At 44.4% G+C, this 24,159-nt stretch carries 21 protein-coding genes and 3 pseudogenes; 9 read left to right on the top strand and 15 right to left on the bottom strand.

The window, feature by feature from the left end; all coding sequences use genetic code 11:
- Positions 1-387 precede the first annotated feature (387 nt).
- Positions 388-687: a tyrosine-type recombinase/integrase gene (locus H6F74_RS23680; protein ID WP_190444601.1), complete on the top strand. Its 300-nt coding sequence runs from the start codon at positions 388-390 to the stop codon at positions 685-687.
- A 466-nt stretch (positions 688-1,153) separates the two neighbouring features.
- On the opposite strand, the gene H6F74_RS23675 is transcribed toward H6F74_RS23680, so the two are convergent.
- Together H6F74_RS23675 and rppA are read right to left on the bottom strand one after the other, a co-directional pair.
- Positions 1,154-2,434, bottom strand: a complete 1,281-nt coding sequence (locus tag H6F74_RS23675) for an ATP-binding protein (protein WP_190444600.1) — start codon at positions 2,432-2,434, stop codon at positions 1,154-1,156.
- Between the two features lie 9 nt (positions 2,435-2,443).
- Positions 2,444-3,130, bottom strand: coding sequence for a two-component system response regulator RppA (gene rppA, locus H6F74_RS23670; protein WP_190444599.1), 687 nt, complete (start codon positions 3,128-3,130; stop codon positions 2,444-2,446).
- Positions 3,131-3,262: 132 nt separating this feature from the next.
- Between rppA and H6F74_RS23665 the strand changes: the two genes are divergently transcribed.
- A complete protein-coding gene (locus H6F74_RS23665; RefSeq protein WP_199301574.1) occupies positions 3,263-3,664 on the top strand; it encodes a hypothetical protein in 402 nt (133 codons plus the stop codon).
- A gap of 266 nt (positions 3,665-3,930) precedes the next feature.
- On the opposite strand, the gene H6F74_RS23660 is transcribed toward H6F74_RS23665, so the two are convergent.
- Together H6F74_RS23660 and H6F74_RS30685 are read right to left on the bottom strand one after the other, a co-directional pair.
- The gene (locus tag H6F74_RS23660) at positions 3,931-4,275 is read right to left on the bottom strand and encodes a hypothetical protein (protein WP_190444598.1); all 345 of its coding nucleotides are present in this window, start codon (positions 4,273-4,275) and stop codon (positions 3,931-3,933) included.
- Between the two features lie 267 nt (positions 4,276-4,542).
- Positions 4,543-4,677 (bottom strand): hypothetical protein, encoded by a 135-nt coding sequence (locus H6F74_RS30685; RefSeq protein WP_277875854.1) that lies wholly within the window; start codon positions 4,675-4,677, stop codon positions 4,543-4,545.
- Between the two features lie 487 nt (positions 4,678-5,164).
- Here H6F74_RS30685 and H6F74_RS23655 point away from each other — a divergent pair, with 487 nt between their 5' ends.
- Positions 5,165-7,879 (top strand): cation-transporting P-type ATPase, encoded by a 2,715-nt coding sequence (locus tag H6F74_RS23655; protein WP_190444597.1) that lies wholly within the window; start codon positions 5,165-5,167, stop codon positions 7,877-7,879.
- A 74-nt stretch (positions 7,880-7,953) separates the two neighbouring features.
- Positions 7,954-8,496: a hypothetical protein gene (locus H6F74_RS23650; RefSeq protein WP_190444596.1), complete on the top strand. Its 543-nt coding sequence runs from the start codon at positions 7,954-7,956 to the stop codon at positions 8,494-8,496.
- A gap of 920 nt (positions 8,497-9,416) precedes the next feature.
- Here H6F74_RS23650 and H6F74_RS23645 read toward each other — a convergent pair.
- The 5 genes and pseudogenes from H6F74_RS23645 to H6F74_RS23625 all read right to left on the bottom strand — a co-directional run bounded on the left by H6F74_RS23645 (position 9,417) and on the right by H6F74_RS23625 (position 14,253).
- A complete protein-coding gene (locus H6F74_RS23645) occupies positions 9,417-9,989 on the bottom strand; it encodes a DUF3124 domain-containing protein (RefSeq protein ID WP_347269548.1) in 573 nt (190 codons plus the stop codon).
- Positions 9,990-10,334: 345 nt separating this feature from the next.
- Positions 10,335-10,691, bottom strand: a pseudogene (locus H6F74_RS23640) (tyrosine-type recombinase/integrase); the annotation flags it as partial.
- A 296-nt stretch (positions 10,692-10,987) separates the two neighbouring features.
- Positions 10,988-11,773, bottom strand: a complete 786-nt coding sequence (locus H6F74_RS31185; RefSeq protein WP_190444594.1) for a GNAT family N-acetyltransferase — start codon at positions 11,771-11,773, stop codon at positions 10,988-10,990.
- Between the two features lie 11 nt (positions 11,774-11,784).
- The gene (locus tag H6F74_RS23630; protein WP_190444593.1) at positions 11,785-12,765 is read right to left on the bottom strand and encodes an endonuclease/exonuclease/phosphatase family protein; all 981 of its coding nucleotides are present in this window, start codon (positions 12,763-12,765) and stop codon (positions 11,785-11,787) included.
- 393 nt (positions 12,766-13,158) lie between these two features.
- Positions 13,159-14,253 carry a hypothetical protein gene (locus tag H6F74_RS23625; protein WP_190444592.1) on the bottom strand — a complete coding sequence of 365 codons (1,095 nt, stop codon included), beginning with the start codon at positions 14,251-14,253 and terminating at the stop codon, positions 13,159-13,161.
- Positions 14,254-14,556: 303 nt separating this feature from the next.
- Here H6F74_RS23625 and H6F74_RS23620 point away from each other — a divergent pair, with 303 nt between their 5' ends.
- Positions 14,557-14,847 carry a hypothetical protein gene (locus tag H6F74_RS23620; protein ID WP_190444591.1) on the top strand — a complete coding sequence of 97 codons (291 nt, stop codon included), beginning with the start codon at positions 14,557-14,559 and terminating at the stop codon, positions 14,845-14,847.
- A gap of 65 nt (positions 14,848-14,912) precedes the next feature.
- Complete coding sequence (locus H6F74_RS23615) at positions 14,913-15,119, top strand: hypothetical protein (RefSeq protein ID WP_190444590.1); 207 nt, start codon at positions 14,913-14,915, stop codon at positions 15,117-15,119.
- 182 nt (positions 15,120-15,301) lie between these two features.
- Here the strand turns inward: H6F74_RS23615 and H6F74_RS23610 are convergent, their stop codons facing one another.
- Both H6F74_RS23610 and H6F74_RS23605 read right to left on the bottom strand, forming a co-directional pair.
- Positions 15,302-15,694, bottom strand: coding sequence for a hypothetical protein (locus H6F74_RS23610; protein WP_206756346.1), 393 nt, complete (start codon positions 15,692-15,694; stop codon positions 15,302-15,304).
- Positions 15,695-15,720: 26 nt separating this feature from the next.
- Positions 15,721-17,619, bottom strand: coding sequence for a potassium transporter TrkA (locus H6F74_RS23605; RefSeq protein WP_190444588.1), 1,899 nt, complete (start codon positions 17,617-17,619; stop codon positions 15,721-15,723).
- Between the two features lie 353 nt (positions 17,620-17,972).
- Between H6F74_RS23605 and H6F74_RS31180 the strand changes: the two are divergent.
- Positions 17,973-18,197 (top strand): annotated as a pseudogene (locus H6F74_RS31180) (DNA/RNA helicase); the annotation flags it as partial.
- A 386-nt stretch (positions 18,198-18,583) separates the two neighbouring features.
- Here the strand turns inward: H6F74_RS31180 and H6F74_RS23600 are convergent.
- Both H6F74_RS23600 and H6F74_RS23595 read right to left on the bottom strand, forming a co-directional pair.
- Positions 18,584-19,015, bottom strand: coding sequence for a hypothetical protein (locus H6F74_RS23600; protein ID WP_190444587.1), 432 nt, complete (start codon positions 19,013-19,015; stop codon positions 18,584-18,586).
- Between the two features lie 1,005 nt (positions 19,016-20,020).
- The gene (locus H6F74_RS23595) at positions 20,021-20,698 is read right to left on the bottom strand and encodes a site-specific integrase (RefSeq protein WP_190444586.1); all 678 of its coding nucleotides are present in this window, start codon (positions 20,696-20,698) and stop codon (positions 20,021-20,023) included.
- A 965-nt stretch (positions 20,699-21,663) separates the two neighbouring features.
- Between H6F74_RS23595 and H6F74_RS23590 the strand changes: the two genes are divergently transcribed.
- Positions 21,664-22,311, top strand: a complete 648-nt coding sequence (locus H6F74_RS23590; protein ID WP_190444585.1) for a PEP-CTERM sorting domain-containing protein — start codon at positions 21,664-21,666, stop codon at positions 22,309-22,311.
- Between the two features lie 418 nt (positions 22,312-22,729).
- Here H6F74_RS23590 and H6F74_RS23585 read toward each other — a convergent pair whose 3' ends face one another.
- On the bottom strand, positions 22,730-23,350 hold the full coding sequence (locus H6F74_RS23585) for a PEP-CTERM sorting domain-containing protein (RefSeq protein WP_199301573.1): 621 nt from the start codon (positions 23,348-23,350) through the stop codon (positions 22,730-22,732).
- Between the two features lie 280 nt (positions 23,351-23,630).
- On the opposite strand from H6F74_RS23585, the gene H6F74_RS23580 reads away from it, so the two are divergent.
- Entirely contained in the window at positions 23,631-23,858 is a 228-nt protein-coding gene (locus H6F74_RS23580; protein WP_190444584.1) for an EF-hand domain-containing protein, read from the top strand.
- Positions 23,859-24,023: 165 nt separating this feature from the next.
- Here H6F74_RS23580 and H6F74_RS23575 read toward each other — a convergent pair.
- Positions 24,024-24,159, bottom strand: a pseudogene (locus H6F74_RS23575) (IS5/IS1182 family transposase); the annotation flags it as partial.

Genomic DNA, 24,159 nt, shown 5'->3' with positions numbered 1-24,159 from the left:
TTGACGAGGTTATTGTGTTACTCTGGCTTTCAAACTATTATTTTTTCTAGGTTCTCGTCGCTCGGTGGAGTGTCGCTTTCGCTTGTCTCTCCCGACCGCTTTATTAATATAGCAAACTAATATGCTTTGTGTGTGGCTTTAACCAAAATTTTTGCTCAAAGTACACTACAAATCTTTGGTAAAGTCTGGAGTCCTTTAGCAGTAAGGGTTCTGGCGGTAAGCAGGATAAAATAAAAACATCTGCAATTCTCAGACTATTGTCCGAGCAATGTTGAGGGTTGGGGAGGCAGTCAATCTGCAATGGAAGGATGTGAACTTTACCACCAAGCACCTTTATGTAAAGCGGTTGGAAAAAGGTTCAGCGTCCAATAAACCTTTATATGGCGTGTGCGGAAGAGCGCTCTGGCAACTGCAACGGGAATATCCAGATACGCTTGGTTGTTAAACTCGGAGCGTCAGGCTCCACTGACAACGAGAACTGTGGGAGATATTGTGGCGAAGGCAGCAATTGAAGCAGGGTTGAGGTACTCAGCTCACTCACAAATGATTAGACACAGTACGGGGTTTTATCTGGCGATGAAGGGGTACGATACGAGACGAGAAAGATTATTTGGGGCATCGGCGATACAACATACTGTCAGGTATACCAAGTTAGCACCAGGGCAGTTTGAGGAGATATGGGACTGATAACGCCTTAGAGTGCCTAACTAAACACACCAGTTAGGCACTCTAAGGCGTTGGGGAACGTACTTGAATTTGTCTTGTAAACGGTCGTTTTTAAGACAGGTAAATGAGTTGTGTTAGATATGCTTTTTTTGGCGTTGCATATTCGCGAGATGAATCAAGTCGAAAGGGGTAGTGTCCCTGTCGAATAACAGATTATTCGTCGTCTTAACAAATTGTTATCTTTGAGCGTTTCTATCGCTACCAAAGCCTAGATATATTTGGATGAAGAAAAGCTAAAGTTAAGACAATTATGGCTTTCAAGAAGAATTCCTACCAAAGTGTTACTTAACCCAAAACCCCTACCGTAAAAGATTTGAAAAGTTTTTGGGTGAACCACACTAATGTGTTAATAGCGACAAATAGTTTTTATCTGATCAATGAACATTACAAATTTATCACTATAAGCATCTCAACCGTTTAAGATTCCTCACTGATAAAATTTGAGGGGTAGTTCAATCTGAAACTCTGAGCCTTTACTTACTTCACTTGTGACATAGATGTGCCCATTATGAGCTTGGACAATTTGCTGGGCGATCGCCAACCCTAGCCCAAAGCCACCACTGTCTTGAGAACGCTGAGTGTCTACCCGGTAGAAGCGATCAAAGATATAGGGTAGGTCGGTTTCTGGGATTCCAATACCTGTGTCGATTACTTGAATCACTGCCCAACCGGGGTGAGGCACCAGACGGACTAGGATTGTGCCGCCAGCAGGGGTATATTTACAGGCATTGTTGAGCAAATTTTCGATCACTTGTTGTAGCAAATCAGGATCAGCCCACAGTTCGATCAGTTGCTCAGACTGCTCGTAGGTCAGGTTGATAGTTTGCTGTTCTGCTAAGGTTGCAAACTGCGTTACCAAACTTTTGAGCAAATCGTTAAGGTTGATTCGTTTGAGTGACTCTGGTGTAAGCTGTCCCTGATGACGAGCAAGCAACAACAGATTATTGACAAGCGTACCCATTGATTTCGCACTATCCACAATGTTTTTTAAAGGAGGGTGATAGTGAGGATCATTGGCGGCAATGAGTAATCCGAGTTGAGCGTTGGTCAGAATTGCGGAAATGGGAGATCGCAACTCATGGGAAGCATCGGCTGTGAACCGTTGAAGCTGTTGATAGGCTTGCCGAATCGGTTGCATGGCGAAGCCGCTGAGAATCCAGCCAGTGAGAGCAATTAGCCCTAATGCGATCGGTACTGTTAGAGTCAGCGCCATCTGAAGCTGCTGAAGTTCTTGTTGAGTTTCTATGAGGGGAGTGGCAACCTGAAGATACCCCAAAATTCCAGTTCTGCCCTCAACAGGTAATGTCGCTTGACGGAGCCAAATTTCTTTTTCCAAAGGTGGATCGGTCGATTGAACCGTAAGATAGCCAAGGGGCGTACTCAACTGTTCTGGGGGAGAAGCTCCAAAGAAGCGAACAAGCCGCCCTTGTGGGCTATACCAGCGCACATAAATTAAATCTTCTGCAAGTGGGTGTGCTCCACTACCCAATAACGAAACATGGCTCAGATCAACCTGGCTCTGGTCTTGGCGAACTTCATAATGCACACTGGCAGCCATAACTCTGGTCTTGTCATAGAGCAAACGATCGAGTGCTTCTAATTTATCCTTGACCTCGATCTGATAAATCACTCCAGCAAACAGCACCAGAATGCTTCCCATTGAAAGGGTGAACCAGCGAGCCAGGTTGCGACGACTTCGGTTAAACACGTATTGCCTTCAAGATTCATGCGTTTCAGGGGACATTAGGCGATAGCCCATGCCATAAATGCTCTCAACCCAATCAGCCGCTCTTACAGCCTGCAAGCGTTGACGCAGTTTGCGAACCAGGACAGTCATTGCATTGCTTTCGGGTTCGGTTCCCCACTCCCATACTGCCTGCTCAATCTGGTTACGGGTTAACACTTGCCGGGGATGGCGCATGAAATACTCCAACAGTTGAAACTCACGACTAGAGAGAGAAACAGTTGCCCCTTGCCGTTCAACAGTCAGGGTATCGAGATGGAGATGGAGATCCTCAAGACTCAGTGTATCTCCCTGCCAAAGGGGCGATCGCCGTCTTAATGCGCGGACTCGTGCCATGAATTCTACTAGATCGATGGGTTTAACCAGGTAATCATCTGCACCTGCATCTAATCCAGTTACTTTCTCAGACGTGGTGTCTCTTGCCGTGATCATCAAAACTGGGGCCGTTTTCCCGGCTGCTCGATATTGACGACAGAGGGTTACACCGCTGACACGCGGTAACATCCAATCTAGAACCAGCAAATCATATTCTTTTTCTGATAAAAGCCACTGGGCCGTCTCACCATCTTTAACTCCATCTACGCTGTGTCCTGCCTGAGAGAGCACCATTTGCAGCGGCATCAGTTGCTTTGGATCATCTTCTACTAGCAAAACTCTCATTTCTTCGCTGCTCCCCTTTGCGGCTTGCAAGATTGAGAATAGGCACTTAGTGTAATACATACATCGCCTTTGAGCCAGATTTTGAGGTAGAGCAGGCTGTACTGGAGTGCAAATGAAGGAAGACGTAAGCCGATGAAAACAGGTCGTGTGTGGCGTATAGCAAAACAATGGCTACAAGTCTCAGGAGCCGAGTTCTGGCTGCCACTGCCGTTTGTGGCGATCGCCTTTTGGTTTGGCACCAATATTCTAATAGCTCAAGAACTGCGGCAACCCCAACTGACCCAAACAAGACTTCAGGCAGACACTCAGCTTAAGGCGACTGTATCCATCAACATTTTGCTAATCAATGCAATCGTCAATCGGCAGCAAGGAGTCACGCAGGTTGAGGTAGAGACAACAGATCCTATTTTGAAGCGGTTGGAACTGGAATTGGCGATGACTGACACCAATCAAATCGAGGTGGCGATCGCGCAAGAACTTCAGTTATCTCGTCAGGATGTGCGGCAACTCGTTCGTTATGAAATTGTTGAATGAGGTTGCTGTGTCAATAGACAGAGTCTGCGAAGACGACATTGCAATCATATAGAACCCATTTGAGATCTATTCCTGAAACTAAAAGCCTTGCAGCTAGCTGGTTTTATCCCTGTTCTTGCAAAAAACAGTCGAGTTTAAGCAGGCTCTATCATTGATCGCAAAGTAACGGCTTACTTCAAAGCCAAGCACCCCAGCAAAAGATGTCAAATGGGTTCTATACAAGAGGGCAATCGAATTTGGCTGAATTACGAGCTAAGTTACAAATTTTATAGATTGATCGTCAGGATTTTTTTCTTGCTTTTTTTGTCGCTCAACACGACTGTATTGTAGGGTGATGTATCCGTTCCCAGCGGAATTGGCAGCCAAAAACTGGGGCTTTTATGATCGAGTTCGCCTAAATCAATGCTTTTCGTTATATCGCCATCTGTTGCCAGATAAGCGGTAAGTTCGCCTTTATAATCTTCAATTAAAAAGTCGCTAAATAAAACGACTTGCCCACCCTCAGGATGTATACCAAGGATGACCTGACCGCTGAAAGTTGTGCCTTTTCGTTCTTCATCAACCGTTGCCATTATGATTTCCGAGGGGTCTTGACCGGACATATCTGCCATAAACTTTTTCCTGGGCGAATTCTCAACAATTGAAAATGATTTTACAAGAGCGCTATGGGTGATCGCAAAACTCTCAGGACGTATTTCTGCATCGGTCTTGCAAATGTATAGCCAAGTTACTTCTGGTTATACACCTAATTGGAAGATTGAGTAGGGATGAGTAGAGGCTGAAAGCGATCACGAAGCGTTGCTGCTATAAGAGATCGCATCGCAGAAACCTGATAGAGGGGAGACGCTCTCGAAGTTTCCGGATTCTGTTCTAGCAACCTACGAGAGCCACGGGAAGGGGTAGGCAGGAACACCAAAGGTCAAATGCTTGTAGGTCATTTTCAAGGGGTCAAGAAGCGATCGCCTAAACAGCATCCCAGCACAAGAGGGTAGTACAGAGATAAGCTTTGCCATGCCTATACAAGAGGGTCTAAAGTATTTATGTACAAGAGGACAAGGCAGGGATAAGCTGACCATGCATACACAAGAGGATAATGCAGGGATAGAGAGGCTTATGCCTATAGAACCCATTTGAGATCTATTCCTGAAACTAAAAGCCTTGCAGCTAGCTGGTTTTATCCCTGTTCTTGCAAAAAACAGTCGAGTTTAAGCAGGCTCTATCATTGATCGCAAAGTAACGGCTTACTTCAAAGCCAAGCACCCCAGCAAAAGATGTCAAATGGGTTCTATAAACCCAGTGAAATAAAGCTTGCAGATCCATAAGCTACCTCCGTTTCTTCTGAGTCCTAAATCACAAATGTGATCCAAAAATGAGCAGTAGAAATTTGGCGCTCATTTTTCACTCACTTTCTTAAAGGACGCTAGAGAAGTAGTGAAGCAGGCAACGCTGGCTTAGGGCAGCCGTGCCGCTCCAAATGGTATGGAGTCGGGAGAGAATGAGATGGTAGTACTGGACAGCGGCAAATCAACAGAACAGCAATGGCATCACCTTTCCCAAGCGCAAGTTGTTCGTTTGCTCAAAACCGATCCTGAGCAGGGTTTATCTTTTACAGAAGCAACAGAGCGACGCGATCGCTTTGGTCCGAATCAGTTAACCGCTCAGAAAAAACAGAGCGCCTGGTTGCGATTTTTCCAGCAGTTCAATCAACCGTTGCTCTACATTCTGCTGGTTGCGGGACTGGTGACAGCGTTTCTGCAAGAGTGGATCGATTCGGGCGTGATTTTTGGGGTGGCGCTGCTCAATGCCATCATTGGCTTTGTGCAAGAGGCAAAGGCAGAGGATGCGATCGCTGCTTTATCGGAAGCTGTCACGACTGATGCAACCATTCGCCGCAACGGTCAAAAACAAGTGGTTTCATCCCGCGAACTGGTTCCCGGCGATCTCGTCCTACTGTCTTCCGGCGATAAAGTACCTGCGGATCTGCGGCTGCTTGAAATTCGTGACTTACAGGTAGATGAATCAGCCCTGACAGGAGAATCGGTTCCAGTCGAAAAAACCCTTCAGCCCCTACAAGCCGATGCTCCGCTAGCAGAACGCACCAACATGGCGTACACCGGCAGCCTTGTCACCTTTGGGCAAGGGCTTGGAGTTGTTGTAGGCATTGGTGAGATGACCGAAACCGGACACCTCTCCCAACTGATGCAGCAAAGTACAACCATAGAAACTCCTCTAACTCGCAAAATCGATAAATTCAGCAAAACATTGCTGTACGTTGTATTGGGCTTGGCGACCTTCACCTTTGCCGTTGGCGTTGCTCAAGGGTTTTCCTTGATTGAGGTGTTCAAAGCAGCGGTTGCACTGGCAGTCAGTGCGATTCCCGAAGGGTTGCCTGCCATTCTCACAGTGACATTGGCGATCGGCGTATCTCAGATGGCAAAGCACCATGCCATCATTCGTAAATTACCTGCGATCGAGACACTAGGCAGCACCACTGTAATTTGTTCCGACAAAACCGGAACCCTGACCCAGAATCAAATGACGGTTCAGGAAATTGACGCAGGTGGAAGGCGTTATCGGGTGAGCGGTGGAGGTTATGCACCAGATGGAGAAATCTCCCTGAATGGACATGCGATCGACCTGGCAAAGGCACCGGCTTTGTATGAATGCTTGCAAGCCGGACTACTGTGCAATGACTCTCATTTAGAAGTGCAGGACGGAAACTGGATGGTGGTCGGTAGCCCCACAGAAGGAGCGCTGATTGCTGCTGCCTACAAAGCTGGACTCAGTACAGACAAGTTGGAGCAGGCGCTTCCTCGACTCGACACCCTGCCGTTTGAATCTCAATTTCAATACATGGCAACACTACATCGCAGCCGCCCAGAACCGTTGATTTATCTCAAAGGTTCGGCTGAAGCCATCCTCAAGCGATGTCGTCAAATGCTGGATGAAGATGGAGAGGCACTCGCTCTCAACCCAACGCAAATTGAGCAAACTGTAGAGAACATGGCAAAAAAAGGGCTGCGGGTTCTGGCACTTGCCAGGAAAGCTGTCCCTAATTCTCAAAGCTCGATTGAGCATTCCGATCTGGAGCAAGGTTTAGTATTTCTGGGGCTGCAAGGCATGATCGATCCGCCCCGTCCCGAAGCGATTCAAGCCATTGAATCCTGTAAATCTGCGGGAATTCAGGTCAAGATGATCACGGGTGATCATGCCAAAACAGCAGCAGCGATCGCTCAACAAATGGGTCTAAATTCAACTAAGAATGCACCTGTTGTCACAGGTCAAGAACTTGCGCGACTAGATGAGCAAGGATTAGCCAACGCCGTTGCACAGAGCAATGTATTTGCGCGAGTTGCACCCGAACAAAAACTGCGGATTGTGGAAGCCCTCCAATCCAAAGGTGAAATTGTGGCAATGACAGGAGATGGAGTCAATGACGCGCCTGCCCTGAAGCAAGCTGACATTGGAGTAGCAATGGGCATCACTGGCACTGAAGTCACGAAAGAAGCGGCAGATATGATTCTGACAGACGACAACTTTGCCTCGATCGAGAAAGCTGTCGAGGAAGGACGCACCGTTTATAAGAATTTATTGCGGGCGATCGCCTTCATCTTGCCAGTGAACGGTGGCGAATCCATGACCATCTTGATCGCTGTAATGCTAGCAACTCCACTGCCTATTTTACCAATACAAATTCTCTGGCTGAATATGGTCAGTTCCCTTGCCTTGAGTCTACCGTTGGCATTTGAGCCGCCATCTCCAGATGTGATGCAACAGCCGCCTCGTCCTGCGAATGAACCGCTGTTGTCGCGCAGGCTGATAACACGAATTTTAAGTGTTTCACTGTTTAACTGGATTGCGATCTTTGGAACCTTTGAATGGGTTATACAAACTACCGGAAACGAAGCCCTAGCACGAACAATGGCAATTCAGGCATTGGTTGCAGCAGAAGCATTTTACTTGTTAAGCATTAGCCGATTTGTTCCGGCGATCGCTGCGAAGCTACGCGGTAAAAATGAGCCATTCGGTTACACAGTAGCGATTGGCATTGCAAGTGTTCTAGTGTTTCAGTTCCTATTTAGTCAGTCGAGCATCATGAACCAGGTATTCGCAACTGAAGCATTAACTCTAACTCAAGGCTTTATCTGTGTCGGTATTGGGATACCTATGATTGCTTTAGCTGCGTTGCTGAAGCGGATTGCTCCGCTGAAATAAATGGCTTTAATCAGCCGCTCTTCTGATTGTGCTGATACCACGAAATTTGTAGTGTAAAATATTCATCTTTTCTCATGACTCCTAATAATCTCAAACAAGCGATCGGCATCTTCTCCAATCGTCAAGATGCAGAACAAGCACTAGCTGAGCTAAAAAACAAGGGTTTTCCCATGCACAAGCTCTCAATGATTACCAAGCCTTCTCGTGATGACACTAGTTTAGATAGGCATTTAAATAGACAAAGTGTGCGGCAGCCTTCAATAACAAGAGCAGAAGGTGCAAAAACAGGCGCGATTATAGGAAGCATAGGAGTAGGTTCACTCGCCATAATTGTTGGACTCAGCAGCCTCCTAATTCCTGGTATTGGTCAGGCATTAGCGGTAGAAAGCCTTTTAACAACTTTTCTTGGCAGTGGAATTGCCGCAACTGTTGCTGGTCTATATGGCGCACTTCGAGGATGGCTGGTGCCAGAAGAACAGGCAAAAATTTACAACGACAGATTTAACCAGGGAGATTATTTGATCATCATGGAGGCAATAGAAAACGAGATCCTGATTGCTGAACCTGTCCTTAAACATTGGGGGGTTTGGACATGGCGGGTCTATGATGCCTCTTGAACCTAAAGTAGGATAAGGTTGAATACTCTGCTCCATACAAATAGCTCTATTCTCTCTCTGATGAATTCACTAACAGTATCCTCGCTACAGATGTTCTATCCTAAGGTCACATATATCAAAAATCTGCGTAAGCAAAAAGCGGCTGTAGCCAATTTAGCTAGAGCCAATATCCACTCAATTCAATTCAGAAAATGATTTAGGCTACTTGTCATCCAGATCATCCTCTGTTATATAACAAATTATTTGTCGCTATTAACGCATTAGTGTCGTTAATCTAAAAACCTTTCAAATTTTTTACGGTAGAGGTTTTGGATCAAGCAACACTTTGGTATAAATTCATCTTCTAAGCCATAATTCTCTTAACTTGAGCTTTTCTTCATCCAAATATATCTAGGCTTTGGTAACGATAGAAACGCTCAAAGACAACAATTTATTAAAACGACAAATAATCTGTTATTCGACAGCAGTTATATCACCAGGGTAAGAGCATTTCAATCAGGTTTAACACGAGGAATCAAAAGAGTTTAAGGTGGGGTTAAGAAAACAAGAATATAGTGATAAATCTGTAATGTTTATTCTGAAGGTGGTAGTTAGCTATGTACGTTTTAATTGGCGGTGCTGGAATGATGGACACCTGGGAGATTGAAAATTATTTGGGCATTGCTACAGCAGATCGTTAGGTATTACAGCTAGCACCAAGGCAGTTTAACGGGATGTGGGGCTGATAACAGTAGCAAGATGCCTAAACAAACTCAAAAGTTAGGCACTCCGAAACGTTTGGGAAGGTGCTTGAATTTGTGCAATGAACGGTCGTTTCTAAGGCAAAACTTTTATGCCCTTAGTCCCAATATGTTCTCTCCTGATGCGGCAGCTAGAATAAGTTTGGCTCTGCTATAAAATAAAAAATGATTAGTAGCGCTTTAGAAACCTGATAAAGAAGTTTCCGGGGAGCGATTATTTTGGCTTTTAATCACCTTACCAGGACTGATCCAAGAAATTCCTTGCTGTAAAGAACTACCAATCATAATTGTCTCAATTATAGGCTGAGCAACTTCTGTTTGAGCTACCCACTCCACAATAAAGTTGGCTCCTAAACCTCCACTATTGTCACTACTATCAACCACAAAATTTGTAGAAGCTAGGGCTGCAAGTTGAGTAGGGCGCTCTAGATACTTCCTCACCAAATTGCCAGCAGAATTGTTGTAGCGCACAGAAGTAATGATGATTGGGTTGGTCAGATCGGTGTTACGAATACTAAGAGTAGCTGTTAAATTGTAAGTCTCTTGGCGATCGTAATGATAAATGTAGGAGTAGGCAGGAACATAAATGGTTTGACCCATTACAATCTTGAAATTTTTATCTAAAGTTACTACCTTTACGGATGGGTTTACTCGATCGATATCAGCAACTGACTGCGATGGCTTCTCCTGTGACGTGCAGGACGTAAATACAATCACAGCGACTGCGGCGTAAGAGAGTAAATATAACTTCACGAGCATTAATTATTACAATCATTAATAAAATTAAAGTATAATTGCAGACTTAAATATTTACAACAATGATGGCCAAAATATTAAGTATAGTTTGACCAAATGGTTTGACAACTTTTAAGAAGTAGTACGGCTTCAAACTATAGGAGGAGCAAAAATCTGCCACTCCTGAATACCCCGACGCCTCAAAATCTTTTCAGCCTAGCGTTTTATATTTTCCAGCTTTACAGATATATGCCGCCATTGTCTGAAGCTTCCAAGTCATCAACTTGGGGTGGCTTTAGAAAATCTGTTTCTACATCGTCATACCTGACTTTCCCGACTAGCGATCGCATTTTTGGCAGAGTTTCAGGAATCCCGATCGATAAAACTAGAACCCTCGATTGGAGTTGAGGGAGGATTTTCCTCAAAGTCGTCATACATACATTTCTCAACTGGCGATCGCACTGGTGTCCAATCCTTTTCTACATCTTCATAATGCCTTTTCCCGGCATAGGAGAGCATTGATAAGGCTGATACGGCTCCTCTGACTTGTTCTGGGCGCACTTCTAAATATTTTGGCAATTCTTCTAAGTTGTGGTGCCCAGACACTTCTTGAATAACTCGCAACGGGATACCCGTATCGCTCATCTGGGTCAAGACTGTGAGTCGGAAGCTGTGAGTGCTGGCTCCCTCAATCCCTAGGTGCAGGCAAGCGTCTCTCAAAAAATGGCGGCAGAGTCTGGGTTGAGGTGTTTCCTTTTGAACAGCAACTGGATTTCTGCTACAGATAAAATCTTGGCTTGACCGTGCCGATCTATTTTCATTGAAACTACCCATCAATGCCCAATGATTTACCACGATTGGGGAATAACTTGGAAGAGTGCAATTAACCTGAGCAAATTCGCACCGAGTTGGGAACTCACACTTCAAAGAGAGAAGATGACGGGGTGTGAGTAGCAATAGCGTTATATCAGTTGCGATAAAAGTTTGTCGGTTGCGACGCTTCAACAGCCTCTTGTCTACTTCAACTCTAGGGAATACTCGCCATAAGTAGCAATCTGTTCAAAACCCAACTTTTCATAGCAGGCTATTGCACTCCTATTGCCAGCTAATACGTTTAAGCCAATGTGGTCTACGTGCCTCAACAACTCCTGGCATAGCCTCGCACAAACTGCTGTTGCCAGTCCGAGTCCTCGAAACTGTGGGTGTGTTGTAACGTTACCCAATGCTGCAACTCTGTACTGCTGCGAATAGATATGCACACCCGCAACACTCACCAGGGTTTCCCCACGTCGTAGACCATAGTAATAGCCAGTTTCCAGCATACGCGGCTCAAACCAGTTGCTTGGATAGCTTACACCGTATAACTCTTCCAATTCACGACCCTGGGATACTGACACTGGTATAACGGCTGATGTATCAATACTCTCTAAGTACGAACTGTTAGTCAAAGCCATTTTGTAATGTACGCCCTGCTTAGTTAGTTGGTAGTCCTGTGCGAAGACATCTGCTAAGGAGCCACCGAGATGAGCATAAAACTGTTTTGGCAGAAGGTGGATGATTGACCGCAGCAACTCCTCCATTAACCCTGTGGGTTCAGAAGTAAGGGCAAGAAGAACAGGCATAGATGCTCCCGTGTAGAGCAAGACAAGCTCAAAAAGCTCTTGGTGTTCTTTGAGGGCATACCACGTTGTGTACTGCCAAAAGAAGTCATCTAAATCTCCAAGCTCATAGAGATGGAGAAAAGTATTCTGACGCAAGAACAGCTCGATTTCTTCTTTGGCGTGGAGGAAAACTGGCTTCACTACAGAGGCTCCTAACGTAACACTAAGTCAGTGACTAGCGATGCGTGGTCAGAATTGGCATTCCCTCCTGTATAAATTCGAGCGACACTAAAGTGCTTGCTGACCAAGCAGTGGTCAATGGGAATATTCACCAGTGGGATCAGCCAGGAAGGAAAATGTACGTGAGTTGCTGGTCGTGGCCAACTGGGTAAGATGCCAAAACCCAAGCGGGTATTATGCAAGGAAGTTTTGTTAATAAACCGCCGATAATAAGGCGACCACGGCGTTAAATTAAAGTCTCCCACTAAAATCAATGGCTGATTGACTCCTCGAATATAATCGCTCAACGCCGCTAGTTGACGATTGCGGCTGTGAAAAGTCTGCCGCTTCACAGGTACTAGCGGATGAGTCCCAATTAACTGAATAGGCTCTTTGTCTACTTCAATGGTTGCTAGGAGGTTATGACCTCCTTTCCCATTAAAGTTATCTCCCTTAGCCTGTTGAATGGGGAAGCGACTGAGGAGGGCAAGACCGCCACCAGGACTTCTGAAAGAATAAGGCAAAGTGTCTTTTAACCCAGCTTTTAAATTTTTAACTGCGTCTTGGTCAACTTCAATAAATAAAGCTACATCTGGGTGATTATTCCGCACTAACTTAATAACTTCATTGTCACGATTATTCTGGATATTAAGGTTAAAAGATAAAATCCGAATGGGTTTTGCTGCCTTACCAACTACCTGTTGCGAATGAGGAAGATACCAGGGAATAACCTCAATCCCATTCAGACCCACCAGTAATAAGGCAAGGAGAACTATTACTTTACTCTTGAGATGGTGTGTTCTCCAAAGAATGACTAAAACACTACTAACTATTAACGATGAAATAAAATACTGGATTCGGAAATGAGTTAGCAGTTCTAGCGGCCAGAACCAAGCGATGTAGGACAATAGGGATAGTAATCCTAAAGCCAACAGCGTGGCGGTTGCCACAATTAAAAGTATTCGTTGGAGCATGGGTTCCGTCAAACGTGGTCTTACTAATTACAGCAGATTGCAGGTTGATGAAGTACAGCAACAGCACTTTTGTCGAATAACAGATTAATTGTCGTCTTAACAAATTGTTGTCGTTGAGCGTTTCTATCGCTACTAAAGCCTAGATATATTTGGATGAACAAAAGCTGGAGTTAAGACGATTATGGCTTTAAAGAGGAATTCCTACCAAAGTGTTACTTGTCCCAAAAACCCTACCGTAAAAGATTTGAGAAGTTTTGGGTGAACGACACTAATGTGTTAATAGCCACAAATAATTTGTTATCTGACAGTAATTAAAAACTCCATCCATTTGAGTAGACTACCCAGCAACCTGCACTGAAGTTGGTCAGATGAGATAGTTACGCAAAACACTAATTACTGCTCTGTGACCACTTTTGGTTTTGGCTTCGGCTTTGGGGCGGAAGTAGTCCTACGAGGAGGGGGGGCAGCATCCTTATGGGAACGCGCCTCATTGCCCTGACGAGCTTTTGAAGTCGCCAGCCTTGTCTTGGCAACCTCAAGCTTATCCTTCTTACCCGCTTTCAGGTAGTTAGGAGGCTCAGAGCTGGGGATTGCTAAAAGGGAAACAAATTCAAAAGCATTTCGTTCACTGTTGAACCGAGCCTTGAGCTGGACAAAGAACGCTTTACCCTGAGCTTCTTTCTCCAGCTTGGGGTTGAAGCGGAATGGAGGCACCGGGGCATCTCGCCAGAGGACAGGAATGTGAGAGGGCTTCATGAAATTCACTTTTTTGTCCAACTGTGCCGATTTAATGAACTCAAGGCGTTGCTGATTGAAGTTCTTAAACACTGAAATACATGGGATTCGGCAAACAGGAATGAACTGCCATAAACCGCAGATTTTGAACTCCAAATCTTGCAGTTCACTGGAAACACCCGTCCCAGAAGCTTCGTGCCCCACAAAACCAACCAGTTGGAACCCGACAGCGTAAGGCTGTTTCCCACCAGGATAGTGAGTGATTTTGGGATAGACAATTAACTTCTGCTCTCGTATCCCAGTTGTCTCAATCTCTTTTTTGAGCGCTGCATCAGCCCGCTTGTGGGAGCCCGAATAATAGAGTGGATAGGTTTTTCCCCCGACACTTACAAAAGTTTTTTCCTCATCGAAAGTGACATCGACCGTGAGAATGCCCACAGCTTGGAAGAAAGCTTGCGGCTCCTCAGAAGAAGAGGCAGAGGAATCGCTTTGTTCCGGAGCTGGCTCCGAAGTTGGGGGAGAGTCGAAAGTGACAGGAACTGATGAGGTGTCAAGGGAAGGCTCTCTTGGGTCAACAGTCTGAGGCTCTACTGGCACAGGGGTTGATGCGGCATCATCAACCCGGTTTTCAATAGATGCAGTAGCGGATTGTACATACTCTGGCGCTACTTTTTGAGGAGACGGCTGAACCGCAAGAATATTTAATTCATCGGTAGGGGCTGTCTTCTTCTGGGGTGGACGTTTTTTGGTCATATTCACTCAGATGAAACTCGTATCTGTCGTAGAGAGCGTAACTCAGTACCCCGCAACGGGTAAATCGAACTCATCCTCGGCTACACATACCCTGTTGCTTTCTTCAATTTAGTGCATCTGCATCGAGAATTCGGATTTTCTCCTACTCGTACTTGATAGGCCAGTGTTTTTCTGGGACAACCTGCTCAGTCAAGTGACTGTTTTAGTTAAATATTTGGTTAAGTGTCTAGACAATTAGCTAGACACTTAGCTAGACCTTGCGCTAAATGTTGTCTAGTTACTGTCTAGCACAAGGACAATAGTATGAGCGATGGCAAAGAGAGGATTCAGTTAAACCTGCGCCTGGATGGGCATAAAGATTTATACGAGGCTGTCAAGTTAGCGGCATCGCAGAAGGATACTAGCGTCAATCAATTTGTAATTAACGCCCTCAAAGCAGCGCTGGGACGGGACGCTGAAGCGGCTCTATCTTCTCAAGTAGAGTCAGCGATAGAGTCGCGTCTGGCGGTACTAGAATCACGTCTAGCGCTAGTGTCTAGCATAGGAAATCCTTTAGACGAGGTAGAGCAACAATTGGGGGAGTCAATCGCCTGAGAGAGGAGAATGAATCTCTCAGGCAAAGTGTAGGGACAAAGGCAGTCATTGAGCGTAATGCCAAAATGCAAGATTTAGAGCGGCGCAACCAGGAGGTAAAAGCCAAGCTTGCGGAGGTAAGGAAGAATCTGGCTGAGACTAAGGCGGATAGGGATGATATATTCCACCGGCTAGATATGGCTGAACAGATAATTGCAGCTCAGAATGCCGAACTTAAGGAGATGCGCTCAGCCAATCGAAAGTTAGGGCTGGAAACAAGGTCATCTCAATAGTCCAACCTAATTAAACCTCCATGCCCAGTTTGCGGAGGAGTAAAGGTTCATAGCAAAGGGTTGAAGTATAAAAAGCGAAGATGAAATTGCTTAAGCTGTAATCATTATTGGAGTACGCCGACCGAACCTGCCAGTTAGCCAGGATAAAAAGACAACTTTCGAGACACGAGTTTTGGGCATCTTCAGCGAATGAAAATGATGCTTGAATTTGTCTTATAAACGGTCACTTCCAACTCCTCCAGAGTGGGCAATTCCTCCAGTGTATGACGCGCTAAGTCTTTGAGGTAGGAAATTTGGGGGCGGGAAATCCCCACACCGCGAAGGACTTCATCGGGCGTATCGAGGACATCTTGCGCTAGAGAAAACTGACTGTCCGGGTAAAGCTGAAGAAACCGAGTCTGGATGACTTTAGCCACCTTAGTAGAAAGTTGTTGGTGGAGAATTGACTGGGATAGACAAAAGAACAAATCTCCCTCCAACTCGTACTGGTTCAGTTTACAGGCACCAATGCGGTCAATGACTTGTCCCAGGATAGGATCAGAATCCTTGAGATAGTCGATGGCGATCGCGTACATCAATATAAAAAGATTGAAACTGAAATTTAGCTTTCCGCTAATAGAATGATTGTATCTTGCGGAGCAAACGTAATTAGGCGATCTTTTTTGGGATTAATTGTCACCCCATAAGCTCTTCCTGAATTATTAGCATCAGCTTTGCAACGATAACCAATTGCCGATTCACCGCGTTGCTTGGCGGCTTCAACAACTGTGTAAAAATTAACGGGATGAGCGAGCGCAACATACTCGCTGACCGGCTTAATATAAATTTCTGAGCCTTCGGGATCAAAGAGATCGGAAAACACAGCATTGAGGCTTTTCTGTTCGGAAACTTGAGCCAGCAGCCGACTAACAATTTGCTCACTGATGACAAAATCATCCGGGCGAGCCACTTGCGCCAACGCTTGATTTCGCACATCTAAAATTTCCGTAACCACCTGAAAATTGCATTTGTGGCGATCGGAAATATCCCGGAGATAAAGCAGTGTAATCAAAGTTTGAGCATCAGCTTGTTCTGGTTCTAAGTCAGGATTGCAGAGTACGAGAACGCGATCGTATTTAGCTAAGTCAATGCTTTCTAATACTCGACGCTCGGTAGGATTTCCCTGAGAATACCGCAGAGTTTGTTGTTGTAAGTTGAGCGATTCCGGTGATAGATCGACTTCTACATCGGAAAATTCTGCAACGACAGTAACGCTGGAGCCTAAAGCAACGTAGTAATCAAGTAGTTGAATAATGCTATAAACGCGGTTATTCCAGCCCAAAATTAAGGTATTTTCTGGGACTCTGATCGCATTTGTCTGTTTAACTTGAATCGCCTGACGATCAATTGGAATGTCAGACAGTGGTGACAAATGAATGGTACTGTCATCTTCGCTAATCAAAACAAGTTGTTCGTTGGGTTGTAACGGCGTGTCGATCGGTGGATTAAGCTTGATAGTCCCATTAGAGTATTTAATTCCCAGTACTGCCGACTCGTTGTAGGCGACAAGGGCATCGCCGTAGGTCTTTCCTTGCAAATTGGGTTCAGCTTTGATATAGATTTCATTGCCACTAAAATCAAGAAGCTCCATGTAAACCGTTGATAAGCCTGATTGCCTACAGGTTTGCACAATGATCCGCGAAATGAGATCGTTAGTCAGTAAAACCTCTATGTCGTTGCGTCCGATCAAGCTAACAATGTCGGAACTCTTGGGATCTTGAACTTGAGCAACAATATGATAGGGCTGGGACACGCTGCGAGGAATACTGGTAATTGCCAGCAGAGTTTTTACGAGTTGAATATCAGCATGGGTATTGGATGAGCTTAGAATCACGATTGAGCGTGCCGTTTGAACATTCACCATCCCTAAGTCAGTAATATTGCTGGGACTACCCGTGCGACATACTAAGCGAATTTTGGGACGTTTACCGAGAATACTAGATAGCGTATCTTCCATTTGCACTTTGTCCTCTTCGCTGAGGATGACGATGCAAGTACCGGGTCGATTGGCATTAGCAAGGGTAAGTTCTGAGATCAAGGTAAATACTTGCAGCGACCAGCCCAAAATTACAATGTGATCGGTTTCAACGACACGGGAGCGTCCTTTCCTTAAGTCTTCTAGCTTCGTATCGATGCCACTGCTGAGAACACCGATCAAGGTACTGATGAGGAAGATCCCGCCAAAGGTGACAAACAGCATGGCAAATCGAAATAGCCAGCCTGTATCGCCGCCCATTGTACCTGCGTCTAGAGTCCGCATGAGAACGCTCCAAACCGCTTCTAGAGGATTGAGGCGTGAGCTTCCTTCCGGCGCAACCCCAGTGATGCTGACCAAAAATCCCATTAAAAAGATAAAGGCTAGAGAGGTCAAGGCTAATCCACCAATCAGAGCAACAGTGCCTCTAGCCATGAAAGTATCGAACCCGTAGCGGACGCGCTCTGAAAGCGTAATTTTGCTCATCTTGATCGAAGTTTCCTTGCTGCTATGGCAAATAGTTTTAGGTGAGGGAGCGGAACTTCTGCTTTTAGATGAATTTCGGGTTCCCTAGTACCTTTCGGTAATCTATATAAGTATTCCCAGATTTACTGGCACTACAGCTATTTTTTGAAAGTATGTTATGAAGGGCTGAGACTACTGCGTACCATTTTGGTAAAAGCGATCGCCCAAGTGTCTACTATGCAGCTAAAACCAACCAACGCAGTGTTTACACTGGTGAGGGTAGATTGGTGATGCGTGAGCTACTAATGAAATTGCTTATTTGTAGATATAGAGGCGCAAGAGGAAAAGCGATGAATACTACCCAGTGAGCGCGTGTAAAGTTATGCCAAAAAGCTGCTCGAATGCACTGGCGTAATCCAGAAATGGATATTGCCTTAGTATTTTTTACCCGCAGTCTTTGCGGGTTGATTATTGAATTAGTGGATAAATAGTTGCGCCACTTTTCTGGCGGTGAAGTTCACTTCGACCCGAAAAATTCTAAATTGCGAGTATTACACACTTGGGGAGCTAAGGAGCAGCCAGGTCTGTATAGTTCTATCATAGCTAGGGTCAGCGAGATTAACAGGCTTATAATAGCCCATTACCAGAGTATTGTAGTCCGAAACCCTTCTCAAAAAGTATTCTTCCAGGGTTGGTTAAACCGGGACGGAAAACAGCGGGAATTAATCGAAAAATACTAAAATAAGAAGACCCCTAAACACTGCGTTTAGGGGTCTTTTCTATTGCTAACTTTCAAACTATCACCGCTTATCTCATAACGTAAACTATTAGGGCGATTACAGTCAATACACACTAGACATGGAGAGAATCACACCGAGATTTGAGCTAAATGATGCGTCAGTATAGAGAGATAAAGGCTACCTTTCATCATCATTAGGAGCGTCCTTTCAGTAAAATGTGAATCAAAAACAATCAAACCTTAGGTTTAGGGTTTAGAGGCTTCCTCATACCAAAGCTGCTTGCCATTTTTGAACAGAGTGAGTTGATCGCCCCCCACCTTATAAGCGATCTCATTTCCTTCGTCATCGGAGGTAATAGCCAAATAAGTTCCATCGGCTTCGATTGTAACCTTAGTGCTCTTAATTTCAGACTGATTAGAAATCTTTGTCGCCACAAAAAAATAATTATCTACATTCTCACAAGTGAAGATACTAATAGAATAGGTTTCAGTTATGAAGTAGTCTGCCAGTCCAGCCCCTGAGCATTCGCTGGGTGGCGTAGGCTGAGGAGGAAGGTCCCAGGCAAGAGCTGAGAAAGACGTAACAGCTAACAGAGACAATCCTGGCATCAATAACCCCAAAGTCATGCCAACTACAGAGGAAAACTTGTAGCTCTTAACCCAAAGTTTAGAGGTCATTTTGTCTTTTCTTTTTATTGAATTGTATTTTTTAACTATATGTTTATTTTTTTAGCAATGTCAAGAGTAGTTTCTCTAGATATTTATAGGTTTTTGATAATATTCCTCTATGCTCATCACCGTTTAAAAGTCTAATCCTAGAATGATAGCTCTATCTCATTTCATCTTGTGAGCCGCTGTGGATAGCATAAGAAAGATACTAAATTTTGCAGAATAAATTAGCCATAATTTTATTAACTTCATCCATCTTTACGCCTCTAAATTTATAGTTTTAATGCTGACAAATCGTCGAAACTAATAGCAATATATTGTGAAGTAGTCACTAGAGAAGCAGGGCTTGAATTATCGCGAAATATAGCTACGCGCTCGCCGGGTTAAAATGCGTTGTAAGCGCGGTTATACCGTACCAATGGAAGGTATTGTGGCGGCTAATTGACGGTAGTTAGTTTGAGGTAAGCTTTTCTTTCAGAATCGCTCCACACTTCACAGAAGTCCAAGCGAATCTTTCCCATCTCTTCAAGCAATGCTTGAGAGTTAGGTAAGAGCGATTGCAAGTATCAAATTATCTAGATGCTTTTAGCGATTAGCTCGCTTGTGAATTTTTTTGAGCTTTAGTGCGCTTGCTTGTTGAATTAAGAATGACACACCTTTTCTGGTGTTCGCAAGCACTTACATTCGATTCCTATCAAACAAATACATACTTAGATACATACTTAGATAGGTGCAATCACTGTATACACTGAAATTTTCCATCCCTAAGGTATACACTACAGGGCTTCCCGCCTTAATAGCTTCTCCTTTAGATAGAGGAGAAGATATAGTTCCTGTAAAGGCTAACGTTAGTCTTGCTATGTAAGCTTCATAGCAATTTCTGGAAGGTCTATAGACGTTCCTAGCCAGTTTGCCCGGATGTCAGCTTTTGGTAGATGCTCTAGGCTTGCTTAGTTACACTCGTTGCCGGAAAGTAAGATTTTCTCGACTGGAGATCGCATTCTAAGCAGCGGTTCAGGAATTCTTATCAATAAAACCAGAATCCTCGGTTAGCGTTGAGAGAGGATATTCCTCCAAGTCGTCATATCTGACTTTCCCGGCCTGCCCGACAATTGGAGATAACATTGATAGGGTTGCGGCGGCTCCCAAGATTTGTTCGTCCCTAACTTCCAGGTAAGCTGCCAATTGGGATAAGTCGCGGTGTCCTGAGTAAGCAGCGATTACGCGCAATGGAATTCCTGCATTGCTCATCTGAGTTAGAGCAGTGCGTCGGAAAGAGTGCGTTGAGGCTCCTTCAATACCAACCCGCCGACTCGCTTTTCTCAATATCCGGGCGGCGGAATCTGGGTTGATGTGTCCAACGTTAAAACGACCGGGAAATAAATACACGTCCCCTGCTTCCGGTTGATAGGTTGCGAGGATGGAGCGCAGGTCTTCAATGATGGGAATAGTACGGGTGTCCAATTGCCCTTTGGTGTTGCCTTTTCTAATTAGCAAATTAGGACGCACCCGACGCTTGGTGTCGTAAATGTCTTGGGTTAAAAGGGTGCAAGCTTCATTGATTCTGCAAGCACTAAATAAGGCGACGGCAAATAAGCAGCGATCTCGCTCTGTCTGAAGCCCTTCGCTGAATAGCAATTGAATTTCAGCTTGGGATAAAATTTTGGCTTGACCGTGTCGGTCTATTTTCATGGACACTACCCATCAATGCCCAATGATTTACCACGATTTGGGGGTAGCTTGGAAGAGTGCAATTAACCTGAGCTAATTGGCATCGGCGCTTGGGTTGCAATTCAAAAAAAATACCCCATTGAAAGATGGGGTAGTAGGGTGCATTAAGGATTTGAGCGATGAGTTTCTGATAGAAACTCACATATGTAGCAAAATGGTCAAATTCCCATCGAATGAGGGCTTCAGGGTTCGCGGTTCCCAGTTTGGCACAAGAGGGATAGAGGGAATCAGCCAAAGTTAGTCAGAACTGTTTATCTATTGCAATCTCAATTCCCACACAGTTCTAGCTACTTACACAAGAGCGATAGGGGAAAGGGCTGAGTAAGTTCGTACTAAATTGATAGCCGCACTTGTGTGTTATGGTCGTACCCTACCAAGGAGTGCCGGAACTTCACACGAATTTTATACAGGTGTTTGTAATCTATAATACACTCTTTTGTCTCTAAATATGTATTTGAGGCTTAAGTATTGAAGAGTATAAAGCTAAATATGCCGTTCTTGGCAAATAGAGGGAGTATCTGATTCAATTTATATTCTTTTTTGTTTACTAATAAAAACTTATACCTCTCTTCTGGGAGATTTGTAACAATCGCTCAGAATTATTCGTACAGAATTTTTGGATGAGGATGCCTTAAACCTATATATCAGATGAAACTCAAATCTAATCTTCGTTTGATTATAATTTTCATAAAGTTAAAATAAATTAGCTATTTATTGCCAGTAAATATTTTATAGGTTTTTCATAAAGATTACCTGAAAGGACTAGGCCTCTCTCTAGGAAAATGTCATTGTTATTTTTAGTTTCTGATAACTAAATTTTAGATAGTTCTGAGGTTAATAAACTCAGGAATGCTCACAATTTTTCTACGCTCCTAGTTAAAAGTCTGCCAATTTTCAACAAATAGCTTTTTGCAGGTAAAAATTTCATGGCTACTATGAAAACAGTATCAATGGCTATAATCGGTGCAGCGTTTATCGCTTTAGGCACAGGAAGAGTTGCCCAAGCGGTCACATTCACCTTTGATGAGCTGCCTCCTCAACCAGTAGATAATCTAAGTTTTCAGGGAGTCACATTTGATTTCAAAGTAGATGGATTTGACTCTACTAATGCAATCTACAATGCTGGGGGGCCAGGAAACCTACGCTTTGTTAATGACCCAAGTCTGGAAGGCAGTGCGGCAGGTATCCTAACACTTGACTTCGCTACAGCTATTTCAACGCTCCAGTTTGGTGTTGCACTAAGTACATTCGAGTCTCTCACGCCCGGTTTTACAGTTGAACTGTTCAACTCGGCATCAACGTCTCTCGGAATCACGTCAGTAGATACAACGAGGTTTTTACCATTCGGCTTCACTGAGGGACTGTTCACCTATAGTGGAACACCAGCGACGCGGGCAGTTATAGATTTCAATGAGACGGTTGCTTCCCGATTCGCTCTCGACAACCTCATCTATGAGCCTGCAATCTCCACCCCGGTACCTGAACCAGGCTCGCTCACGGGTTTGCTAGCGCTGGGTGCTTTTGGTGTAGCTTCAGGGCTTTTACGTAAACAGCAACACAAAAGCATTGGATAACAACCTCAACTAAATGAGGGAAAAGTAATCAACGTGTCACCAAGTGCCAAATAGATGACTTTGCCTAAAACAGAACCTTGTAGTGTTTAAGTAGCACGGTTTCCACCGACTTAATCGCTGCAAGGGATTAAAAGTCTTCTTCCACATTGGTGGGGTCTGTCGGCTCCAAAAACTGCTCAACGATGTGAGCTGCATCCGCCCGTTGGAAGAATGGTTGTTTAAGCCAGAATGGTCTGCGTAAATGGACATTTACACAGACTATCCATACACATATATGTCAAGTAGCCTCCCATCCGGCGATCACGCCTGGGAGTAGGGCAACAGGTATCCAAGTTTGTGAGTTCACTCACAGCAAAGGTTTTAGGGGTTCTAGAGCAGTAGTTTGTATCTACCAGGGTAGATATTGCTTGTAATTCTACTAACTAATTGCTGCTGCTTTTTTCTGGCGACGTTTCAGAAACGAACCTACACCCAAAGTACCAAATGCCAGTAAACCCAACGCCGAAGCTGGTTCGGGGACAGGTTGGGTATCGTCTACCAACACGCGAAATCGTAGATCATAATCGTCTCGTAGATTACCATTGAGTATCGCAACGCCACCCCGATACCGATCTCTTGAACTGTCACCCTCTACAAACCAGCGAGGCGAATTAGTTTCTATGATTGCTGTGTAAGTCTCACCTACCGTTAAAGCGATAGAAGAAAAATCTACGTCAGCATACCCCTGAAATCCAGCAACAAGATCGTCAAAAACTCTACTTCCCAATAAAGTACCAATTGTTCCCTTGTATAGGCTTATGGCTATAAAAGAATCATTTGGCTCATTGAATGGATTTCCATCTTGAATATAAAACCCTATGGATTTAATAAAAGTATCTTCTGCTGTAAATGTTTGACCACTCGGTGAAAAAAACTGTATTTGGGTGGTACCAGTACTTTTATCTTGAATGATAGAAGCTGCTGAAGCTTGTTGCATCTTCCCTAGCATTCCTAAAGCCATAAATACTGCTCCGGCCGTAGCCACTGATAAATTTTTCATGGTTTTGAATGCCTGTATCTGTTTTAAAAACAAGTTTCGCAGATTGTACACTGTATCGGCACGGGCAGCAGGCGAATAAAAGATAACAGTGTAGTAAGGAGCGATCTCCCTTCCAGGAGCAATTAAAATAGAGGCACTTATCCAAGTGATCGTATGGAATCACTTCTGACAATTCTTCTGCGCGTTGTTGGGTTTGTTCAGTGATAAATCTTAACTTTCCTTGCATCTTTTTCAAAATCTTGAGATATTGAATTGAAAAAATTAATTCAAATAGAAACTTATGGCAACTGAGCAAGAGCTTCAATCTCTCTTTAATACCTTGGATAGAGATCAAGATGGCAAAGTATCGAGTAATGAGCTTTTTTTAAGCCCTGGGTTAAATGCAGTCATTTCAGCAGAAACAGGTACTAGCCCCGCGGAACTGCTAGCGATGTATCGAGATGAAGACGGTAATATTAGCTTTGAAGACTTGAAACAAGCTGTTAAGAAAGCAGGGAATTTAGAATAAGCGCGATCGCCCAGCCAGCAGCGATTGAAATAGCGACACTCATTCAAGTAGATGAGTGTCGCTTCCGGTAAGGGTTTCAACCATTATCGATTTTTCAGCTTATCCGAGATGTACTCAGTTATCCCAAGCAAAACCATCGAAACCACGAGTTCCTAGGGCGTGTCATCAATTGAGCCAAATGACAGAAGCAGCGAGATAAACTGCGCCCAGAAAGTTGGCACCCCGTTTGTCATACCGGGTTGCAATTGCTCGATACTGCTTGAGTCTGGCTCATATGTTCTCAATCAAATGACGGGCTTTG

This window comes from Trichocoleus sp. FACHB-90, from assembly GCF_014695505.1.
Classification (GTDB): Bacteria; Cyanobacteriota; Cyanobacteriia; order Cyanobacteriales; family FACHB-T130; genus Funiculus; species Funiculus sociatus.
Note: the sequence above shows the minus strand (reverse complement) of the source record. Positions and strands in the feature narration are given on the sequence as shown.